This window comes from Paenibacillus eucommiae (assembly GCF_017874215.1).
Classification (GTDB): Bacteria; Bacillota; Bacilli; order Paenibacillales; family NBRC-103111; genus Paenibacillus_AI; species Paenibacillus_AI eucommiae.
On record NZ_JAGGLB010000033.1, the window covers coordinates 83,936 to 101,613 of the forward strand.

8 protein-coding genes are annotated in these 17,678 nt (G+C 46.6%); 2 read left to right on the forward strand and 6 right to left on the reverse strand.

What is annotated here, in order from left to right; all coding sequences use genetic code 11:
* Positions 1–169 precede the first annotated feature (169 nt).
* The 4 genes from J2Z66_RS33765 to J2Z66_RS33780 form a co-directional block, all read right to left on the reverse strand.
* Positions 170–4,744, reverse strand: coding sequence for a DUF4838 domain-containing protein (locus tag J2Z66_RS33765; RefSeq protein ID WP_209977182.1), 4,575 nt, complete (start codon positions 4,742–4,744; stop codon positions 170–172).
* 775 nt (positions 4,745–5,519) lie between these two features.
* Positions 5,520–6,590, reverse strand: coding sequence for an S-layer homology domain-containing protein (locus J2Z66_RS33770; protein ID WP_209977183.1), 1,071 nt, complete (start codon positions 6,588–6,590; stop codon positions 5,520–5,522).
* A 122-nt stretch (positions 6,591–6,712) separates the two neighbouring features.
* Positions 6,713–8,749: a cohesin domain-containing protein gene (locus J2Z66_RS33775; protein ID WP_209977184.1), complete on the reverse strand. Its 2,037-nt coding sequence runs from the start codon at positions 8,747–8,749 to the stop codon at positions 6,713–6,715.
* Between the two features lie 317 nt (positions 8,750–9,066).
* The gene (locus tag J2Z66_RS33780) at positions 9,067–11,544 is read right to left on the reverse strand and encodes a family 78 glycoside hydrolase catalytic domain (RefSeq protein ID WP_209977185.1); all 2,478 of its coding nucleotides are present in this window, start codon (positions 11,542–11,544) and stop codon (positions 9,067–9,069) included.
* Positions 11,545–11,667: 123 nt separating this feature from the next.
* On the opposite strand from J2Z66_RS33780, the gene J2Z66_RS33785 reads away from it, so the two are divergent.
* Both J2Z66_RS33785 and J2Z66_RS33790 read left to right on the forward strand, forming a co-directional pair.
* Positions 11,668–12,096 carry a hypothetical protein gene (locus tag J2Z66_RS33785; protein ID WP_209977186.1) on the forward strand — a complete coding sequence of 143 codons (429 nt, stop codon included), beginning with the start codon at positions 11,668–11,670 and terminating at the stop codon, positions 12,094–12,096.
* A 133-nt stretch (positions 12,097–12,229) separates the two neighbouring features.
* Positions 12,230–13,144, forward strand: coding sequence for a polysaccharide deacetylase family protein (locus J2Z66_RS33790; protein WP_209977187.1), 915 nt, complete (start codon positions 12,230–12,232; stop codon positions 13,142–13,144).
* A 672-nt stretch (positions 13,145–13,816) separates the two neighbouring features.
* Here J2Z66_RS33790 and cysI read toward each other — a convergent pair.
* Together cysI and J2Z66_RS33800 are read right to left on the reverse strand one after the other, a co-directional pair.
* Complete coding sequence (gene cysI / locus J2Z66_RS33795) at positions 13,817–15,541, reverse strand: assimilatory sulfite reductase (NADPH) hemoprotein subunit (RefSeq protein ID WP_209977188.1); 1,725 nt, start codon at positions 15,539–15,541, stop codon at positions 13,817–13,819.
* Between the two features lie 35 nt (positions 15,542–15,576).
* The gene (locus tag J2Z66_RS33800; RefSeq protein ID WP_209977189.1) at positions 15,577–17,421 is read right to left on the reverse strand and encodes an assimilatory sulfite reductase (NADPH) flavoprotein subunit; all 1,845 of its coding nucleotides are present in this window, start codon (positions 17,419–17,421) and stop codon (positions 15,577–15,579) included.
* Positions 17,422–17,678 lie beyond the last annotated feature (257 nt).

Consider the following 17,678-nt stretch of genomic DNA (forward strand, 5'->3'; position numbering starts at 1 on the left):
CAATTTGAAATTGCTAAACTTTCCTCTCAATCAAGCCCCCTGTTTCTATTAAACAGGCGGCATTCCTCATCATTCCTTTGAGTATGCCGCCTGCTCTTGCTTGCTTCTTTCTTCTTTCCAAGCTCAAGGGGCATTTCGCCCCTAAGCCGGAAGCCTTTGTGAAGCTTTATTAATCCAACTGTTTGGTATATCGCAGCTCTGTGAACTGGACCGTGTCCTGATTGGCATTTCCGTTAATCGGTCCAAAGAAATTATGGGTTATCTTGATCTTGAAGTACCGTTTCGTGCTTGGCGTTATTTCGATAGGACGCACCTCATTCGCCCTGATAGTTCCGGGAATACCGCCATTATAAACTTCCTGGTCGAAGTGCACCCCATCATCCTGCGATCCTACCCATACGCTCACCGCGGCTACAGAAAGCGAAGTTGCCATCGGTCTATTCTTGATTTGCAGCGCTGCCACCTTCTCCACCTGTCCCAAATCTATCGCAAGCTCGATAGAGCCTAACGCCCCCGCATCCGGATTCGTATACATGACAAAACCGTCATGTATGGCTTTGAATGTAGGCTGAACGGGAGACACCGGGGGGGTTCTGACGAAACTGAAAGCCCCCGTATGAATGCGATCCCGATCGGCAATCTCCATCGTGATCGGGCCTAGGAAATTGGACGTCACGATGACTTTGAAGTACCGCTTCTTCACCTTGTCTACGATTACCTGCCGCATTATTCCTGCATCGATGCCGCCCGGTACGGCCCCGTTAAATATTTCTTGATCGAACTGAATCCCATCGTCTGAAGAGCCTACCATTATTTTCATGCCTGCGATATTCAAATTCGTGGCCGTATCACCACGGTTTACCACTTGCAAAGCTTGAACCTCGAAGGGAGCCCCTTGATCCAGCATCAGCTCAATGCCTTCTGCTTCCGAATCATGAAGAATATAGGCGTTGAAGCCATCATATATGTTTTCTTCAACCGACGATGGAGTCGTTACCTGTGCCAGTCCGGGTGCAAGCACCCAATCGGCCAACGAGATCGGAGCGGATACTTTATTCCGAACGAACCATACGGGCTTGTATATGCCGCCTACGCCGAATCTGCTCTCCACTTTTACGACCACCGTATTCGTCCCAGGTCTGATATGATCAGCAAGCGCAATCTGGAACGGATCCTCCCAAGCATTCGGGCTAGTCACCGGATCATAGATGTTCTCTCCTGCAGCCTGCCCGTTGATCCAAACCTTACTCGATTTGTCGACGGCACCGAACAAGAGCGCCAAATTACCCAACGTCTCCGCTCCCGCCTCGAACGTCGTCTTGTACCAGGCTACACCGGTGTAATCCGTGCCATGGTCGTTCTTCCACTGCAAACCGATCGGCTGCTTCTGCCATACATTGTCAATGGCGATCGAATCCCACGCCGTGTTGGCCGATTCGGAATACCACTCTTCGGCATCCCCAACCTCAAGAGGATCCCATTTGAAGCTCCATGTTTTCGGAAGTACCTCAATAAGCTCTTTATCATCTAACTGCTGGTAGAGCTTCCGGTTAATCGTCCGATTCTCGGCCCAGTTCGAGTACCAGATATTGCTTGCTCCTGATGAAGCAATACTTTTTCTGTAATTGTCCAGTTCTTGCAGAGCATGGACCATCTCGGTTTCTTTGCTGGGGTCAAGCTTGGATTCCTTAAACTTCGTGACCAACTCCCATGTCAATTTGGCATCCGTCAATCCTTTCTCCAGAAATTCGACCCTCTGTACATACTTCGAGTCGCTTCCCGAAACTAAAATTTTCGCATCGTCTAACACGCTCTGAGCCTCGATGAAATCACTAAGTGTAAATAACGAATCAATAATTTGATTGAAATCGGCATAAATGCTATCGACATGCTCCTTTGAAAGATCAAGCGTTTTGAATGTAGCTTCTGCTCGTACTGTTACTTCATTCCACTTGCTAAAGTACTCTTCAATTTTGGGTTTGGCTGGACCGAAAGCTTCGTAATATTCTTTTAAAATGGTGTCTACATCTGTCCCAGGCTCTTCGTTTAATCGGGCTATCATATATAAAGTTGGCCCTTGTGTACCATACATGCCAGTAAGAGAGTCAAAATCGGTTGCCATCATGCCTCTATCATACGCATAGTTGAAATCTTCCCCGAACGCTTTCGCATATTGAATCGGCATGTTATGACCAGACAACGTATAATTAGGTCTTAAAAATAATGAAGCTCCCTTGTTATACCAACCGTTCCATTGTTCCCTGAATGTTTGCCTGTTCTGCTCAGACCACGGAAAGATGTACTCCGGCACAATCGCGATCACAATATCCTCGTTAAGCTGGGTATCGACTGGAGGTGCACTATAGTTTTCATAGGCATAGCCGATTACTTTGACGTCGGGATTGTGAACTTTCGCTTTCTCCAGAAGCGCCAGCCAAAATTTGGCGTACCTGTCGGATACGTAATAAGGTAAATACACATCTTCCTTGCCAACCGGAATGGGATATGGATTCGTGGTATTGTCCAGAGCCAGCGATTCAGGTGAACGGTCCATTCCGGGAGTATCGTTCTCAGCACCGTTCACATAAGGTCTTTTCACCGTGCGATTATTCAGCCATTCCTGAATGACCTGATTTTGAAACCCTTCATTTCCGACATTCATGGAGATCAAGCTCCCGGCACCTGGATAAAAAGGATGCCCCGGACGGCGTGTTCCGTCCTGTAATAAGTTAAAATATTCGGGATTCGAATCTTTAAAGCGATCCCAGTAATCCTCGAATGCATGCCCATACTCCAGGCTGATCCCTTGAGTAAACCCGTGCCGGCGAAGCCAAGTAAGTTGATCTTCAACGAATTTCATCTTTACCTCTGAGGAAACGCCGCTCACATCACCCATGGCAAAAGGAGCATCTCTCCATCGTACATGCTTAAGCTGCGCTACATTCTTGACATCATACTCTCCAAGGGAAATGGAAGCGGTATGCGGTATGACCTCTCCTAATTTGCCAGGCCAAAGCCACTTCACTTCCAGATCATTGCGAAGAATCTCATATACGCCTAACAACGTTCCAGCTCCTTGAGGTTCTTCCTCATAGGAGAACGATCCACTTTCATCGCGGCCGGAAATGTAGATCCCCTGCGACGTTGTGCGAATGGCGTAAGACCGTGGTTCATAGGCGCTTGCGTCAATTCCGGCTGCCAATGCAGATTCAGTTCTACCCAGATAGATCGGAAGAGCCCCTTCAGGCAATGTTTCAGATTCTTTTATGATCTGCAGCGTTACGTCCGTGGCTTCCTTGATGTGATATTGCAGCTCGCCAGCGGCATAATTCTCAACCGTATTCGGTTGACTAGGGATGACAATCACAGCTTTTGCCGCACCATCTTTTACGATTTCATACTGATTTTGCGGCGTCGGCGTTGGCCCTGGTGTCTGGGTTGGCTCCGGTGTCTGTGTCGGCTCCGTCGTCGGTGTCACGACATGGTTGTTTCCTCCTCCTGATGTTGGCTTCGCTATCGATCCTGGTCCTTCCTTACGTTCTGGCTGCTTCTCAAAGATTGTTTCCCGTGCTTCTTCACTTATGACAGCAAGCTTGATTGTACCTTTGCCCACAATCTTGGACAAACGTTCCAGATTCAGTACAGCAACGGTCGCTTCCGACCCGATGTCCAGGCTTACGCCGGTTGCTTGCTTGGAAATCGTCAGCTCCTCTACCGTTCCCTGCTGAAGCTCCACTGTTGCTGTGGACAGGATGTTCAACTTGGCAATCGTTGATTTCCCTTTGACGACAATTTTGGCGTTGCCATCTTTCCCTTCGATGATGAAGTTCGTCAATGTGGAATTGTTGAAATGACTATTCCCGGATCCACTCTTTAGAGTTGTTACCCCTTCGACCTGAACATTGTCAAGGAAAACATCGCCCTCGCCGATGCCTTCGGCCAATATCAGGTTCCCTGTAATCTTCATGTTTCTAAGTGTGACTCCAGGTACATTCACAACAACGTCTTGGCTAACGATTTCGCTACCTGCTGAAGGTCCGTATGTACCGGCCTGATCATAGGTGACCGTATATCTTACGGCGATTGCGCGATCCAACGTCACCACCACCTCGGCTCTTGTAATAAAGCCGTTGGGCTTAAAGCTCTGATCCCCGTATCCTGCCATCAGACCCTTTTCGGCCACAGCACCTACCGCTCCCTGGCTCCACTGCTCAATCTGAGCGGCATCTTTGAAATCATCTGCGGCTTCGCGGTTAGCCGTCTCATCCAGCTTCAACAGTCTACCCACGATTACAGCTGCTTCCTGACGGCTAATCGGACGATTTGCCCGGACCGTTCCATCCTCATAGCCGTTGATATATCCAGCTTGGACGGCTTTGGCAACCTCATCGTACACCCAATCGGAAGCGGTTACATCCGAGAAGTCAATCGAGGCTCGTTCTTGAAATCCGAAGGAACGATTAATAAATGCCATAAATTCTCCGCGACTTACAGTCGCATCTGGCTCGAACTTCCCGTCCAAATAACCTTGAACCCACTTCTTAGCTGCCCAGTCAGCAATTTGTTTCTCAGCCCAGTGCCCCTTCGTGTCAGAAAACAAAGGAACTCCCGTATCATTGGATGCCGCTACAGCGCTACCGTACGCGATATTTCCTAACTGCGTTCCCATTACGAAATTTGAAATCAGCATGCACATGATCAGGATAGACGCGACACACTTAACAAATAATCGAGCTATTCTCATATCTTTGCTCCCTCTAAATAAATTGATGTCATGCCGCTAACATCTGCAGCACGTACTGTAAAACGATTACATACTTGCATAGCTGGTATGCTTTGACTTGCCTCCTTTCGTTTCTAACAATCCCTATCTTAGCAAAAATAAGAATTGTACATCCATGGCTATATGATCATTAATACAGGGCAATCCTATCATCGTTGAAACTAGGGAGCATTTCGAAAGGGAGTGGCTGTAGGCTCCAGCCGCTGTTAAAGATTTGTTCCCTTGAACGGTATAGATGAGGAGGGTAGGAACAAATCTTTAAAGGCGGACGCTACCGCTCTTCCGCCCACAGCCAGTCCCTCTTCTCAGCTACAATCGTACGATTCGTACGAATCGCACGAACACCAAGCTCCAACAGACAGCCAACAAGGTTTTTTCTCTTGATTGGAGGAGATTTCCCCGCGGGCTAAGCCGCTGGGACTGAGGACGCGGGTAGTTGAGAAGGACCTGTTGCTTTAACGATGTTTTTCATCGTTAAAACAGCAGGTCCACTCCACATCCTTGCTTTAACGATGTTTTTCATCGTTAAATCCCTGCTATCCACCCAGATGGAGCCATCCGCTCTCCTTTAACGATGAAAATCATCGTTAACGTGACGGATTGACCTGGAACACTTACTTTAACGATGAAAAACATCGTTAAGTGGCGCACACGCTCATTTCGGCAGAGGGCGGACTGCTTTCCGGTATGCTCTTCCCTTATAGTTCAGTCAGAAAGGATATCCCCTCATCCTTAATTAATTGGATAATAATCGCCTAATCATTACGGCAGCTTCCGCTCGGGTGGCATTCCCTCGAGGAACAAACAACTGGTCTGTTCGACCATTTATGATGCCCGAGCTGAACGCAAGTTGAACGTGTTTGAGTGCCCAATCGCTTATGGTGTTCATATCATCGAACTTCAGCCCTTCAGTGGGCACACTTTTCTCTAGAGTAGAGTCCTCCAGATTGAGCTTCGCTCTCACAATCATCACAGCCATTTCTTCCCTTGTAATTTCTTTGTCCGGAGCAAAGCTCGTTGCAGTCATACCTTCAACAATACCTGCTGAATATACGCTGTTTACGACATCTCTGTACCAGGAAGCAGGGCCAACATCGATAAACGGATTTGGCTTCGTATTTGCTGTTGAATTCAAATTTAGATTCAAATTCAGTGTTCTTGAAATCATCGCCGCGAATTGAGCTCTTGTTACATGAGCTTCCGGTACAAAATGTTTTTCATCCATTCCCTCAATAATGCCTTTGGATGCGAGCAGCTCTATATCTGCCTTAGCCCAGTGACCCTCAAGATCAACAAAACCTGGTTTAAATGGAACAGGAACATCAACAACAACTGAAACGCTCTTTTCTACGGAATATGTTTGATGTGACAAATTAGAATCTACCGCTTTAATGGATTCCCACTTTACGGTAGAGGTTCCTTGCTTCTTCGTCTTAAACGTCAGGGTACCAATGGTGACATCCCCGCTTTCTCCCTTTACATTACCTATCTTGGTATGAGCAATCAGGATCTCCTTGTTCTTGATGACTGGCGAAACGGAAAAACCGTCCAGCTTGGATTTGGCTTCCACCAGCTCAAGCAGATCAGGATCGAATGTAAATCGCGCCTCATAGCCATATAAATCTTTCATATTTGTACCACTCATAGTTACGGTAATTTTACCATCAACAGGTTTATTAGCCGTTAAAAGAAAGGATGGTGCGGCCTCCGCCTGGGCGGTTCCAGTTGGCAGCATGGGCAAATAGAGCAGTGTAATGAGAAAAAAAGCAATTATGGAAGCAATCCATTGATGCGGTTTATGGTTCATAGTATCCTCCATTCACGGTTACACGGCTCTGAGCCGTCCTTTTTTTGGGAATCTCTTTAAACAAACAGGAAGGAGGATCATCCCCAGATCCAGATTATCCCCCTCCCCGTCTATTCTTTTCGTTACTCCACTATTTTCTTGGCTACTGCTGCGAGATCCAGAATATCGATTTTGCCGTCTCCATTCACATCCGCTTTCTTGGCTTGCTGCCAATCAGGGCTGCTGCTGTCTTTGCCGTAATGTGCAGCAATGAGAGCCAAATCACCAACGGATACGATGCCATCCTGATTGATGTCCCCTATGCTTCCACCCGAGCTTCCTCCTGCGGTTATATTAACGCTTATAGAAGCAGAAGCTGCTTGAAGCTCATTTCCTTCTACATCTCCTAGAGCAGCACTCGTAATCGAAATCAAACCTGCAGTCGTTTGCGGAACATTTTTCGCTTTGAAGGTAAGCTCTATGATTTGGCCATTACCTGTAATAGCATGTTCAGAGCCTTGGCTGGCCACAATCAAACGAAGCTTTCCTGCTGGTTCCTTAACAGTCTCCACAAGAGCTACCCCTTCGATTAGGGATCTTGCAGATACGAATTCCATAACGTTAGAATCATAGTCCAGCTTGATATCTTGTGCGTAAACAGCACCAGCAACTCCGTTCAGTCCGTAGTTAACGGTAAATTCCTGCCCTACTGCAGCCGAGCTTACTCCAGTTAACGAAGTTTGAGCTGCTGTTGGCTCAGGCACACTATATTGAAAATCATTCCCTGATACATTGATAAACGTATTGTTCGTAAACTCATTTGTGGTGGGATCTGTAAATAGATACCCTGAATTTTTAATCGCATACGTCGTTCGTCCGAACGAAATGAATGTATTGTTTTTTAGTTTCAAGTGAGAGCCCTCACCAGGAGCTGCGTTCTCTTTAGCAATAAAATTAATGGCAAAGCCTTGGGTTCCATTTACCTTCCCCACGTTTTCGAACCTGTTCCCATCCAGCAGCAGCCGTTCCGTTGAAAAAATGTTTAAACCTTCTCCAGACCCCTTACCCGTGTTATGAAACACGTTGTTGACGTAATTCACATCCCAGGTTGGTGAACCGTCATAGCCGATATAATTGGGCATTTCCAGATTAGAGAAATAATTATTTTCCACCGTAACGCCCTTCACGCCAAACAGTCCGACTCCCCCGGTAAGCGAGTTGCTCACGGTGTTATTCCTGATTATTATACCATTGGCAACGAGCGGTTCCCCGGAATTTCTTTGCAACGCGGTGATGGCTCTTGAGTTAACGGTCAAATTCTCGCCACGGTTGTTTTCGATGACTATGTTCTCGGAAGGCACAATCATATTGTTCTGCGCAATACCGAGCACAACCGAGATCATGCCAACGTTGCCACCGATATCATCGAAGGTGTTGTTGCGAATCGTAATGTTTTTGATAATACTGTAATCATGATCCGGCTCAAGATCGACAGCTCCAGGCATATTCGGCCGGGTTGTGCGCGTGAAATGATTATACTCAACCGTACAACCGTCACAATCGATGATGGAGATTCCGTTTCGGTTATCTTTCGTAACCCCGTCAATGTAAGAATTCCTTACCGTTATTCGTTCATTATGCACTTCAACTCCGCCGACATTGCTGGATCCGATATAAATCCCATCGCCCAGGAAGCCGGTTACTTTCACACGATCCACCAGTACATCGGTTGCAGCATTAATGTTAAGGATATGTTGATGCTCCGAGAAGGCTGCACCCTCACCACTTCTATCCATCAATTGAATGTCCTTGATCTGGATATTCGACTTGGTATTACCTACACCTTCTGCGCCAGGATTAACCGAGACGACATAGACGCCCCCATTTTGCTTGAGAATCGAATTCCATCCCGTTCCTTTTAACTCCATATTGCTGTACAGCTTTAAATTACTGACTAAATAAGTTCCGGATGGAACAAAAACGGTTCCACCTCCGTTAGCGTTTACATGATCAATCGCATTCTGAATGGCCACTGTATCATCAATGGCATCATCGCCTAGAGCCCCGTAATCGGTGACGTTAACCTCTACCGCGTCTGCAAATGCAATCTGAAAACTGGGCAGCCAAATTATACATACTAAAACGATCATCATACCTATTAACCTTTTTGCTTGCTTCATCCTCCACACATCCTTTTCTTCATTCATATTTTCAAACTTTGATACAAAAAGCTTATAATCAGACTGACTAAATACTTCCGTCCCTCCTCAGTTATCAAATACCGATATCATTTGAAACCGCTATCATGTTTCTTTGTTAAGCTTAATCGATTACCGGCTAAAATATATAAGTTGATATTTGCATTTTTAGGTGCTGATTTCATCATGATTCACTTAAGACCTCTGAAGTTACGAAGAGTGCATGATTTCCTGCCCTATTAAGGAAATTAGTGCAAGGAAATCACTCATCTCTTCCATCCAGATTCTCAAAAGATGTTTTAATTTTGCTGGAATAAAGCCTTCCCATTTAAATAAACTTGTTTAGAGCCTATTCCTTGAGCGTCTAAATCGCTTAAATCCATTTCCAGTTTAATAGAATCGGGGGCATGGATTGAGCACTCCCACGAGTTGTTTGCTTCTCGCCGCCAGGCAATTTCAATGAAGCCGTATTTCGTCGCCACTGAACCTTGTACCCAGTCGATATCTGCCAACCGTGGGCGAAAAAGTACCGTATTGCATAGATGATTCCTATTGCTCGCATCAATCCCCAAAAGCATCTTCATCAATATATACGTAGGCGCCGCGCCCCAGCCGTGGCAATGGCTCACAGGAACATGATCACGCAAATAAGTCGGTGTATTTCCTTGGAAGCGGTGTGGAATCGTGCAGTCTGGCGTCGCCGGATCGAACGTTTCCCACCAGGTTGTCGCTCCGCGCGCCAGCATAGCTCCCCAGTAATTCCGCATCACTTGGAGCATCAACTTGTCATTGCCACAGTCATATAAACTTTCCAGCACAAAGTGGTGAAAAAACGGGCTTTTGATCGTCGGCAGCTCTTGTTGATGCTCATAAAAATGAATAAACCGTTCCACCTCCGCCTGCGTCATCACTCCGCACCAGGCAGCCAAAAAATTGGTCTGCAATGAAATGCTCTCAGATCTCCCTTCATTCGTTACGCAGTCGACAAAGAGATCGCGCTTCGGCTCCAGGCAATACGTTCGAATTGCAGCCCGCGTCACATTCCCCTTTTCTTCCCAAATGGCAGACTGGTTCGTCCAGCCGAATGCTCTCGCCAAATGGGCCAGCTCCAACAGCGTTTTCATGTACAAGCAAGATACCGCTGTCACTTTCTCCCGCCGATCAATCGAAGGTGCCCAGTCAATAAAGCAATGGTCATCCGGAATATGCAGCAGTCCCTGTTCATCCTCTTGCTTCGCCAGCCAGTCCAGCGTTAGTTCTATATGAGGACGAATCGTATCGATCATTTGCACATCGGATGCATATTTCCAGTAATCGCACACCGCAAGCAGCCAATACATGCAAAAATCAACAAATACCGATGAATTGGATTCCGGTCCAGTCGCAGGGATAGCACCATTCTCTTTTTGAATGCGGGCTCCTTGCAGCAGCGATTTACGAACAAGCCTGCTATCGTCAAAAACATAATAAATCACTTTGGCCATAATGAGCTCGTCAACGACCCATAACGCCTTTTCCCGCCAGGGGCAGTCCTCCAAATGCTCTTGGCTGTTCATCACAACCGTGTGCTTCCCCGTCTCCCATATTTGGTTTAACAACGGATCGCTGCAGGCAAAAGTCCCCTCTTGCCCAAACGGGTAATGCACCTGCTCAATCGCACAATGCTGTATCTCAATCGGCACAGGACAGGCATGAGCGTTGATTTGCATGTACCGAAAAGCACGACGGCCAAAAGGCGACCATTCATTCAGTCCAGCCTGTAAAATCACCGTGTCCACATGCTGGACATCAAGCGATTCGCCATAACGGATGTCGACTACGCCTCCCTCTGCTGCGTAAATCCGCAGCTGCGGGTAGCCGACTACCACCTTGCCAAAATCAAGCACAAAGCCCGGGAACGAACCCGCTGTCGAAGCGTCCAGCTTCACATGCAAAGGGGCAAAAATGTTCAATTGGAGCTGCAATAACTCCGAGCTATCCGGCTCAATCTTTGATCGCTCCGAACCGTCCGATTGAACCTGCAAGGACTCCGAGCTGTCCAATAACCGCTCAGCACCTAGTACAGTACCAAGATTGTTATCCACCCTCACTACCGTTTTCGGGGCCAGCACTTCCCTGTGAAGATGTGGAATTTCCCTTGGAAGCATCTGCGTAAATGGACTTTCAATATCGTTTTCATCATCGATTTCAGAATCGTTCTCCGAACCACTCTCAGCAGCAACAATGCCGGGGATCAACCAGGACTGGTCGTCATAATCAACCAACATCCAATCGTCTTCCTGATCCGCCAGATATACCTCTTTAAACCCGCCCCAGCGGCTGATTTGCTTAACTTGCTGGACCCAACGCGGTGAGCGGCGTATTTTCCAGGTCGTATCTGTCCCGATCTCAACGGTTTGCTCCGTCGTTTCCGCTTCTAAATGCACGAACAGCCCACCCGGTCCGCGCTCGTACGCAATCGTCGATTCGCTTTGCCCGATATGGTAGCTGAGGCAAGCTAAACAGTTTTGACCTTCCCGCAGAAGATCACCGATCTCATACGTGTCCACATACTGCCACCGGTAATCGCAGGGAGATGGTCCTCTTCCAACGAAGCATCCATTCACATAAAGCATGTACTCTTGATTGGCGCTAATCTGGATACTACCTTTACGAATGGCACCACTCAGGTGTATAATTTTTCGGGCCTCCATAAATACATTCCCCGGGAAATTACCCGAAATATCTTCCGAATCGAACCAAATCCAACCTGATTTTCTGCTATTTTCAAACATCATATCCTCCTGTTACCCATTACAAAGTAGTCTGCGCTAGTATTCTACTACATAAAGTCCTGAGAAATGCAGGATGATCTATTCAACTTGCTATGCTGATATTATCATCTTCTGGTGCAACAATAATTGAATCAGCAACGTTATATAAGTATAATTTGGAATAATTTTACACAGGGAGATGTGAGGAGGGTTCTTATCAAAAGGATATCCGTACTGCTAGTCGTGGTTTTCCTAATAATGACAGCATGTAACCGTAACCCAATCCAATCATTTGAGGAGACCATTGACAGCATAAATACAAATGAATTTGTAGTAAACTGCTCAGATCAGGTGAACAGAGATAAGAAGGGGCCTATAAATTCTTTAGGTTATTTGTGCAAGGTAGGCGTTACTAGCACAACAAAATTGGAAGATAGCGAAGGAAATTCTATACAATTCAAAGATTTTTCTCAAGGGGATATAATTCGAATCATTCTCTCTAAGCCGAAAAATATAAGTCAGGATCATAGAAGCTTCGATGCAAAAGAAATTGTTTTAATGGATGCTAAACCGTAATAGCACTAAATCAATGGGTCTATTAGTCTTCTAGCGCCGCGGCTCTTGACTTCTTAGACTTCGCAGGCAATAACGTATAGCAGCATGTCAGCTTGAGTATCATCTTTTTATTTTGGAAAATGGAGGGGCGAAGATGCTGGCTAACAACCAAAGTGTGCATGGCCGATTTTTAATTATTACCGCAGATGATTTTGGCATGAGCAGTTCCATGAATAAAGCGATCATAAACCTGTTTCAAGCAAGCGCCATTAATTCCGCTATGATTATGATGCCATGTCCATGGGCAAAACACGCTGCAAATTATGCTAAGCTGCATCCGGAAGCAAACGTTGGTATTCATCTTACACTTACTTCTGGTTCACCCAGCCATAGATGGGGTCCTGTTACGAAAAATCCGAGCATCAAGTCGTTAACCACTACAGATGGCTATCTTCTAGAATCCGCATCCGATGTTGAGGAGCAAGCAACTGAAGAAGCGGTAAAAACGGAAATTCGAAATCAGATCGAAATGGCAATTCAGCTAGAGATAAACCCGACGCACCTGGATAGTCATGACGGTAGTTTGTTAGGGCTGGCGAGAGGGCGGGATTTTTTAGAGGTCGCATTCGATTTATGTGAAGAGTTTCAATTGCCGTTTAAACTGCCCAAAAATATAGTAAATCAACCCTTTATCCATTCCGATATGAAAAAGTTATTCCAAAATAGGATTGAATCAGCACATAAGCGGGGTATTTCATTAATCGACGATTTAATCTGTCTTCCTTATCAAATGGAGAACGGGGAAAATTACAGAGTCATTCAAGATAAAATGTTCAAAGCTATACGAAGTGTACACGAAGGGATAACAGAAGTTGTCATCCATCCTTCAGAGAATACGCCCGAACTAAGAGCCATGACTCCACACTGGGAAAAAAGAGAAATAGAGTACCAAATTTTTAGAGATGGAGAAATCAAAAAGCTGCTCAATGAAGAGAATATTCAGCTAATATCCTGGAAAGACCTCCGTGATAGCCAGCGTTGTGCAAATGGCAAGAACACCTTAATGTAAGAAAAAACGAACGTACCTGAGGCTACGGGATAGTGAAGATATATCTAACATATGAGAATCTGAGTTGACGTAGGATTCCATTTCCGTATACATTAATGAATTAATACATTAACGCTTTATCGCGTTTAATTGATGAAAATGAAAACACCAGTTGTATTAGTCATCAGTTGGTTCCCCCCTCGCCCTCACTCTGTCACCACATCCAATGCCGGGAAGTTGGGATGAAGCGCTGCTGAGTTAACGATGTTTTTCATCGTTAAAAGCACCAGCTCGTCTCCAATGCTTACTTTAACAATGAAAAACATCGTTAAAAGTCACTTCACCCACTCAAATAGTCCTTCGGGCCACTTTTAGCAATGAAAATCATCATTAAAGTGACTGAATGACCTTGCAACAGTTACTTTAACGATGAAAAACATCGTTAAGTGAAGCACACGCTGCATTCGGGGGAGGCCGGCTGCCTGCGCGGCTGATCTTCCCCAAAAACTTAAACTTACTTATAGTTCAAATCCTTTGAGGTGCGTGTTCATTACTAAGTGCATGGAGAAAGGTAAGGGCCGTGGGTTCCAGCCGCTGTAAAGCGCTTTTTTTTAATTTTAATAATACCACATGGAGAAAAGGCCGCGATTTCCGCGGCCTTCATAATTGTATTTCATTTCACAATGGAACATTTTAAGAATGGAAATCCTGCCCCGAACGAACTTCTTTAACATACCCAGCACGAATGACAAAATCACCAAAATGCTCGCCTGTATGGCGTTCATTCGCAAAGCGGCCTAGAATCGGCTGCAGTGAGTCGAGGATTTCCTCTTCGCCAATGTTTTCCTTATACAGCTTGTTCAGCCGGTTCCCGGTAAATCCGCCACCCAAATACATATTGTATTTGCCCGGCGCTTTGCCAATGAACGCGATTTCTGCAAGCATCGGCCTGGCACAGCCATTTGGACAGCCAGTCATGCGAATGACGATTTCCTCATCACGCAAGCTAACAGCTTCCAGCATCGGCTCGATCTTATCCAGCAGCGTAGGCAGGTAACGCTCAGACTCGGCCATCGCCAACCCGCAAGTCGGGAATGCTACGCAGGCCATGGAGCTTCTCCGCAATGCGGAATGGTGAGCCCCATCATTAAGCCCATACTTCGTGAGCAATTCCTCGATCTTTTTCTTTTTGTGGGTGCTTATGCTGCCAATGAGCAGGTTCTGGTTCGGGGTAAGGCGGAAGTCACCGGTGTGGACCTTGGCGATTTCCCGTAAACCCGTCATCAGAAGATAGTCATCCTCGTCTTTGATCCGGCCATTCTGAATAAAAAGGGTGTAATGCCATTTTCCATTGCTTCCCTTTACCCAGCCATAGCGATCCCCATTGTGGTCAAAATGGTAAGGACGCGCATCCTCGAGCTTCCACCCCATACGCTGGGTCAATTCATCGATGAACCAATCAATACCGCGATCGTCTATCGTATACTTGAACCTGGCGTGCTTCCGAACCGCACGATCCCCGTAATCACGCTGGATCATAACTGTCTTCTCCGCCACGTCGATAATCTGCTCAGGTGTGCAGAACCCAATTAACTGGCCCACTTGGGGATAGGTTTTGGTATCGCCATGCGACATTCCCATTCCGCCGCCTACCGTGATGTTAAAACCCTTCAGGCGGCCTTCCTCGATAATGGCGATAAAGCCCAGATCCTGGGAGAATACGTCTACATCGTTGGAAGGCGGGACAGCCATCCCGATTTTGAACTTACGCGGCAAATAAACAGGTCCATAAATCGGTTCTTGCACTTCCCCGTTATCCAGGCTGTCGACCACTTTCTCGCCGTCAAGCCAGATTTCGTGATAGGCCTTTGTCCGTGGATCCAGATGATCACTAACCCGGCGTGCCCAATCGTACACTTCGGAATGAACTTCCGACTGATATGGATTCGGGTTGCACATCACGTTACGGTTCACGTCTCCACATGCGGCTAACGTGCTCAGCAGCGCTTCGTTCACTTCCTGAATCGTTTTCTTCAAATCCCATTTGATGATGCCATGCATTTGAAAGGACTGCCGGGTCGTAAGGCGAATCGTTCCGTTGGCATGTTTCTGTGCTACACGGTCCATCATCAGCCATTGCTCCGGCGAGACTACCCCGCCCGCCGCGCGCACGCGCAGCATGAACTGATAGGCCGGCTCCAACTTCTGCTTGCTCCGTTCATTGCGCAAATCTCTATCGTCCTGCATGTAACTGCCATGAAACTTCATTAATCTGTTGTCATCTTCGGGTATCGAACCTGTGATAACATCCTCAAGGGTCTCGGTAAGACTTCCCCGCAAGTAATTGCTCTTTATCTTAATATGTTCAACATCGCTGTGCGGCGCACTTTTCGATGAAAGTAAATTATTTTCCGACATGCTTGCCCTCTCCTCTCACGATCTTTGGACTCTGCTTAGTAAACATCCCGCTGATAACGTTTCTGCTGTTGCATACGGGTCAAATATTCCGCAGCTTCCTCCGGGCTCAAACCGCCCTCAAGACCGAGGATCGTTACCAGAGCCGCATGAACGTCATGCGCCATCTTCTTCTCATCACCACAAACATATACACTAGCCCCATCCTGCAGCCATTGGTAAAGATCCTTGCTCTTTTCAAGCATCCTATGCTGTACATACACTTTCTTGTCGGTATCCCGGGAGAACGCGACGTCCATACGAGTCAGGACACCATCCTTCAGCCAACGCTGCCATTCAACCTGGTACAGGAAGTCTGTAGAAAAATGCTGATCGCCATAAAACAGCCAAGTCTTCCCACTCGCTCCGGTTTCTTCCTTCTCTTGCAGGAAGGCTCTGAACGGAGCCACACCCGTGCCCGGCCCAATCATAATGATCGGCGTATCCGAGCTTTCCGGAAGCTTGAAATTCAAGTTATGCTGAATGTAAACCGGCAAAGTATCGCCTGCTTGCACCCGCTCCGCAAGCTGAACAGAGCAGACTCCATAGCGCTCTCTTCCATGAGCTTCGTAGCGAACTGCGCGTACTGTCGCGTGCACCTCGTCCGGGAATGCTTTCGAGCTGCTGGCGATGGAGTACAAGCGCCCAGGCATTTTCCGAAGAATGGAGACAAATTCATTGGCAGGAACACCCTTAAGCGAATAATCCTGCACTAAATCCAGTAAATCCCGCTCGTTAAGATAAGTCCTGAGCTCCAGTTCCTGTCCCGCTTCCAGAAGCTCTTTCAGCCTATTGCTTGAATCGAACAATGCCGCTTGAGTGAGCAATGGCTTCGTCAGTACAGTGATCTCAAAATGGCGAAGCAGTGCTTCTCGCAAAGCTTGCTTTTCACCATTCTTATTGATGGCAACGGGCTCTTCTGCTTTCCAGCCCATAGCTTCGATAAATTCATCGACAAGTCTTGGATGATTCTCTGGATAAATGCCTAAGCTATCACCAGGTTCATACTGAAGATTCGAACCCTCGAGGGATATCTCAACATGGCGAGTTTCCCGGTCCGAACCGCGGCCGTTCAGATTCAAATTCTCAAGAACCTCGGCCTGGAATGGATTCGTCCTTGAATATTCCGACTCTGTTCCATTGTCAAGAGCCGCGCTGCCCCCACTTGCGATCACTGGAGCCGCTGACCCTTCACTTAGAGTGCTTAGAATATTATTCATCCATTCCGCAGCAGACGCGTCAAAATCCACATCGCAATCAGCACGCGGAACAATCCGTTTGCCGCCCAGTTCTTCCAGGCGATTGTCGAAATCCTTACCCGTTTGGCAGAAAAACTCATAGGAGGTATCTCCCAGTGCCAGCACGGAATAAGGCATGCCTTCCAATTGAGGCGCTCTCTTGCTATAGAGAAACTCATAGAAGGAAATAGCGTTATCCGGAGGATCGCCTTCTCCATGAGTACTCACCAGAATAAGCAGGTTTTGGACCTTCTTTAATCCGTTCGGTTTAAAATCGCTCATCAAGGATAGGGTTACCTGAAAGCCTTGATCTTCCAGCTTCTTGGTCAGCTTCTTCGCCAGCCCATGACAATTGCCGGTCTGCGAACCGAAAAGCACGGTTACTTCTTTGGGGGTTACTACTGCATTCGCTGACAATGTTGCTAGCGGCGCAGCGCCGGGTGCCACCGCACCAGCCGTTCCAGTCGTCGCTCCAGATGCTCCTTGAAATGCCGAAAGATAGCCGCTTAACCAGATTCTTTGTGTTTCTGTAAGCGTAGGCATAAGCCGATTGAGCAATTCTACTTGATCCTGATTAAAAGGACTGTTTGTTACATGAAGTTCCAACGATATCCACCTCGCGTAGCCATACCATGATTAGTGTAACAGCTAATTTTCATATTCAGTTCATTTTACCTCTACTGACCCTATCATAGTATGGGAAATGGATCAATTAGAATGATTTTATAAGTAATATCAATAATTTTGATAAATTGAACATTCAAGAGCAAACTAATCATTAAACCGACTATTTATGTGAAAAAGAAGCTATCAATCCCTTTATTCAGCAATTTTATTCGGAAATTTTATTCATCAGCCTTATT

Bases quoted from the DNA above. Each gene is read 5' to 3' on its own strand.
- J2Z66_RS33790 (WP_209977187.1), top strand. From the start codon at position 12,230: ATGCTGGCTAACAACCAAAGTGTGCATGGCCGATTTTTAATTATTACC.
- J2Z66_RS33780 (WP_209977185.1), bottom strand. From the start codon at position 11,544: ATGATGTTTGAAAATAGCAGAAAATCAGGTTGGATTTGGTTCGATTCG.
- J2Z66_RS33770 (WP_209977183.1), bottom strand. From the start codon at position 6,590: ATGAACCATAAACCGCATCAATGGATTGCTTCCATAATTGCTTTTTTT.
- J2Z66_RS33775 (WP_209977184.1), bottom strand. From the start codon at position 8,749: ATGAAGCAAGCAAAAAGGTTAATAGGTATGATGATCGTTTTAGTATGT.
- J2Z66_RS33765 (WP_209977182.1), bottom strand. From the start codon at position 4,744: ATGAGAATAGCTCGATTATTTGTTAAGTGTGTCGCGTCTATCCTGATC.
- cysI (WP_209977188.1), bottom strand. From the start codon at position 15,541: ATGTCGGAAAATAATTTACTTTCATCGAAAAGTGCGCCGCACAGCGAT.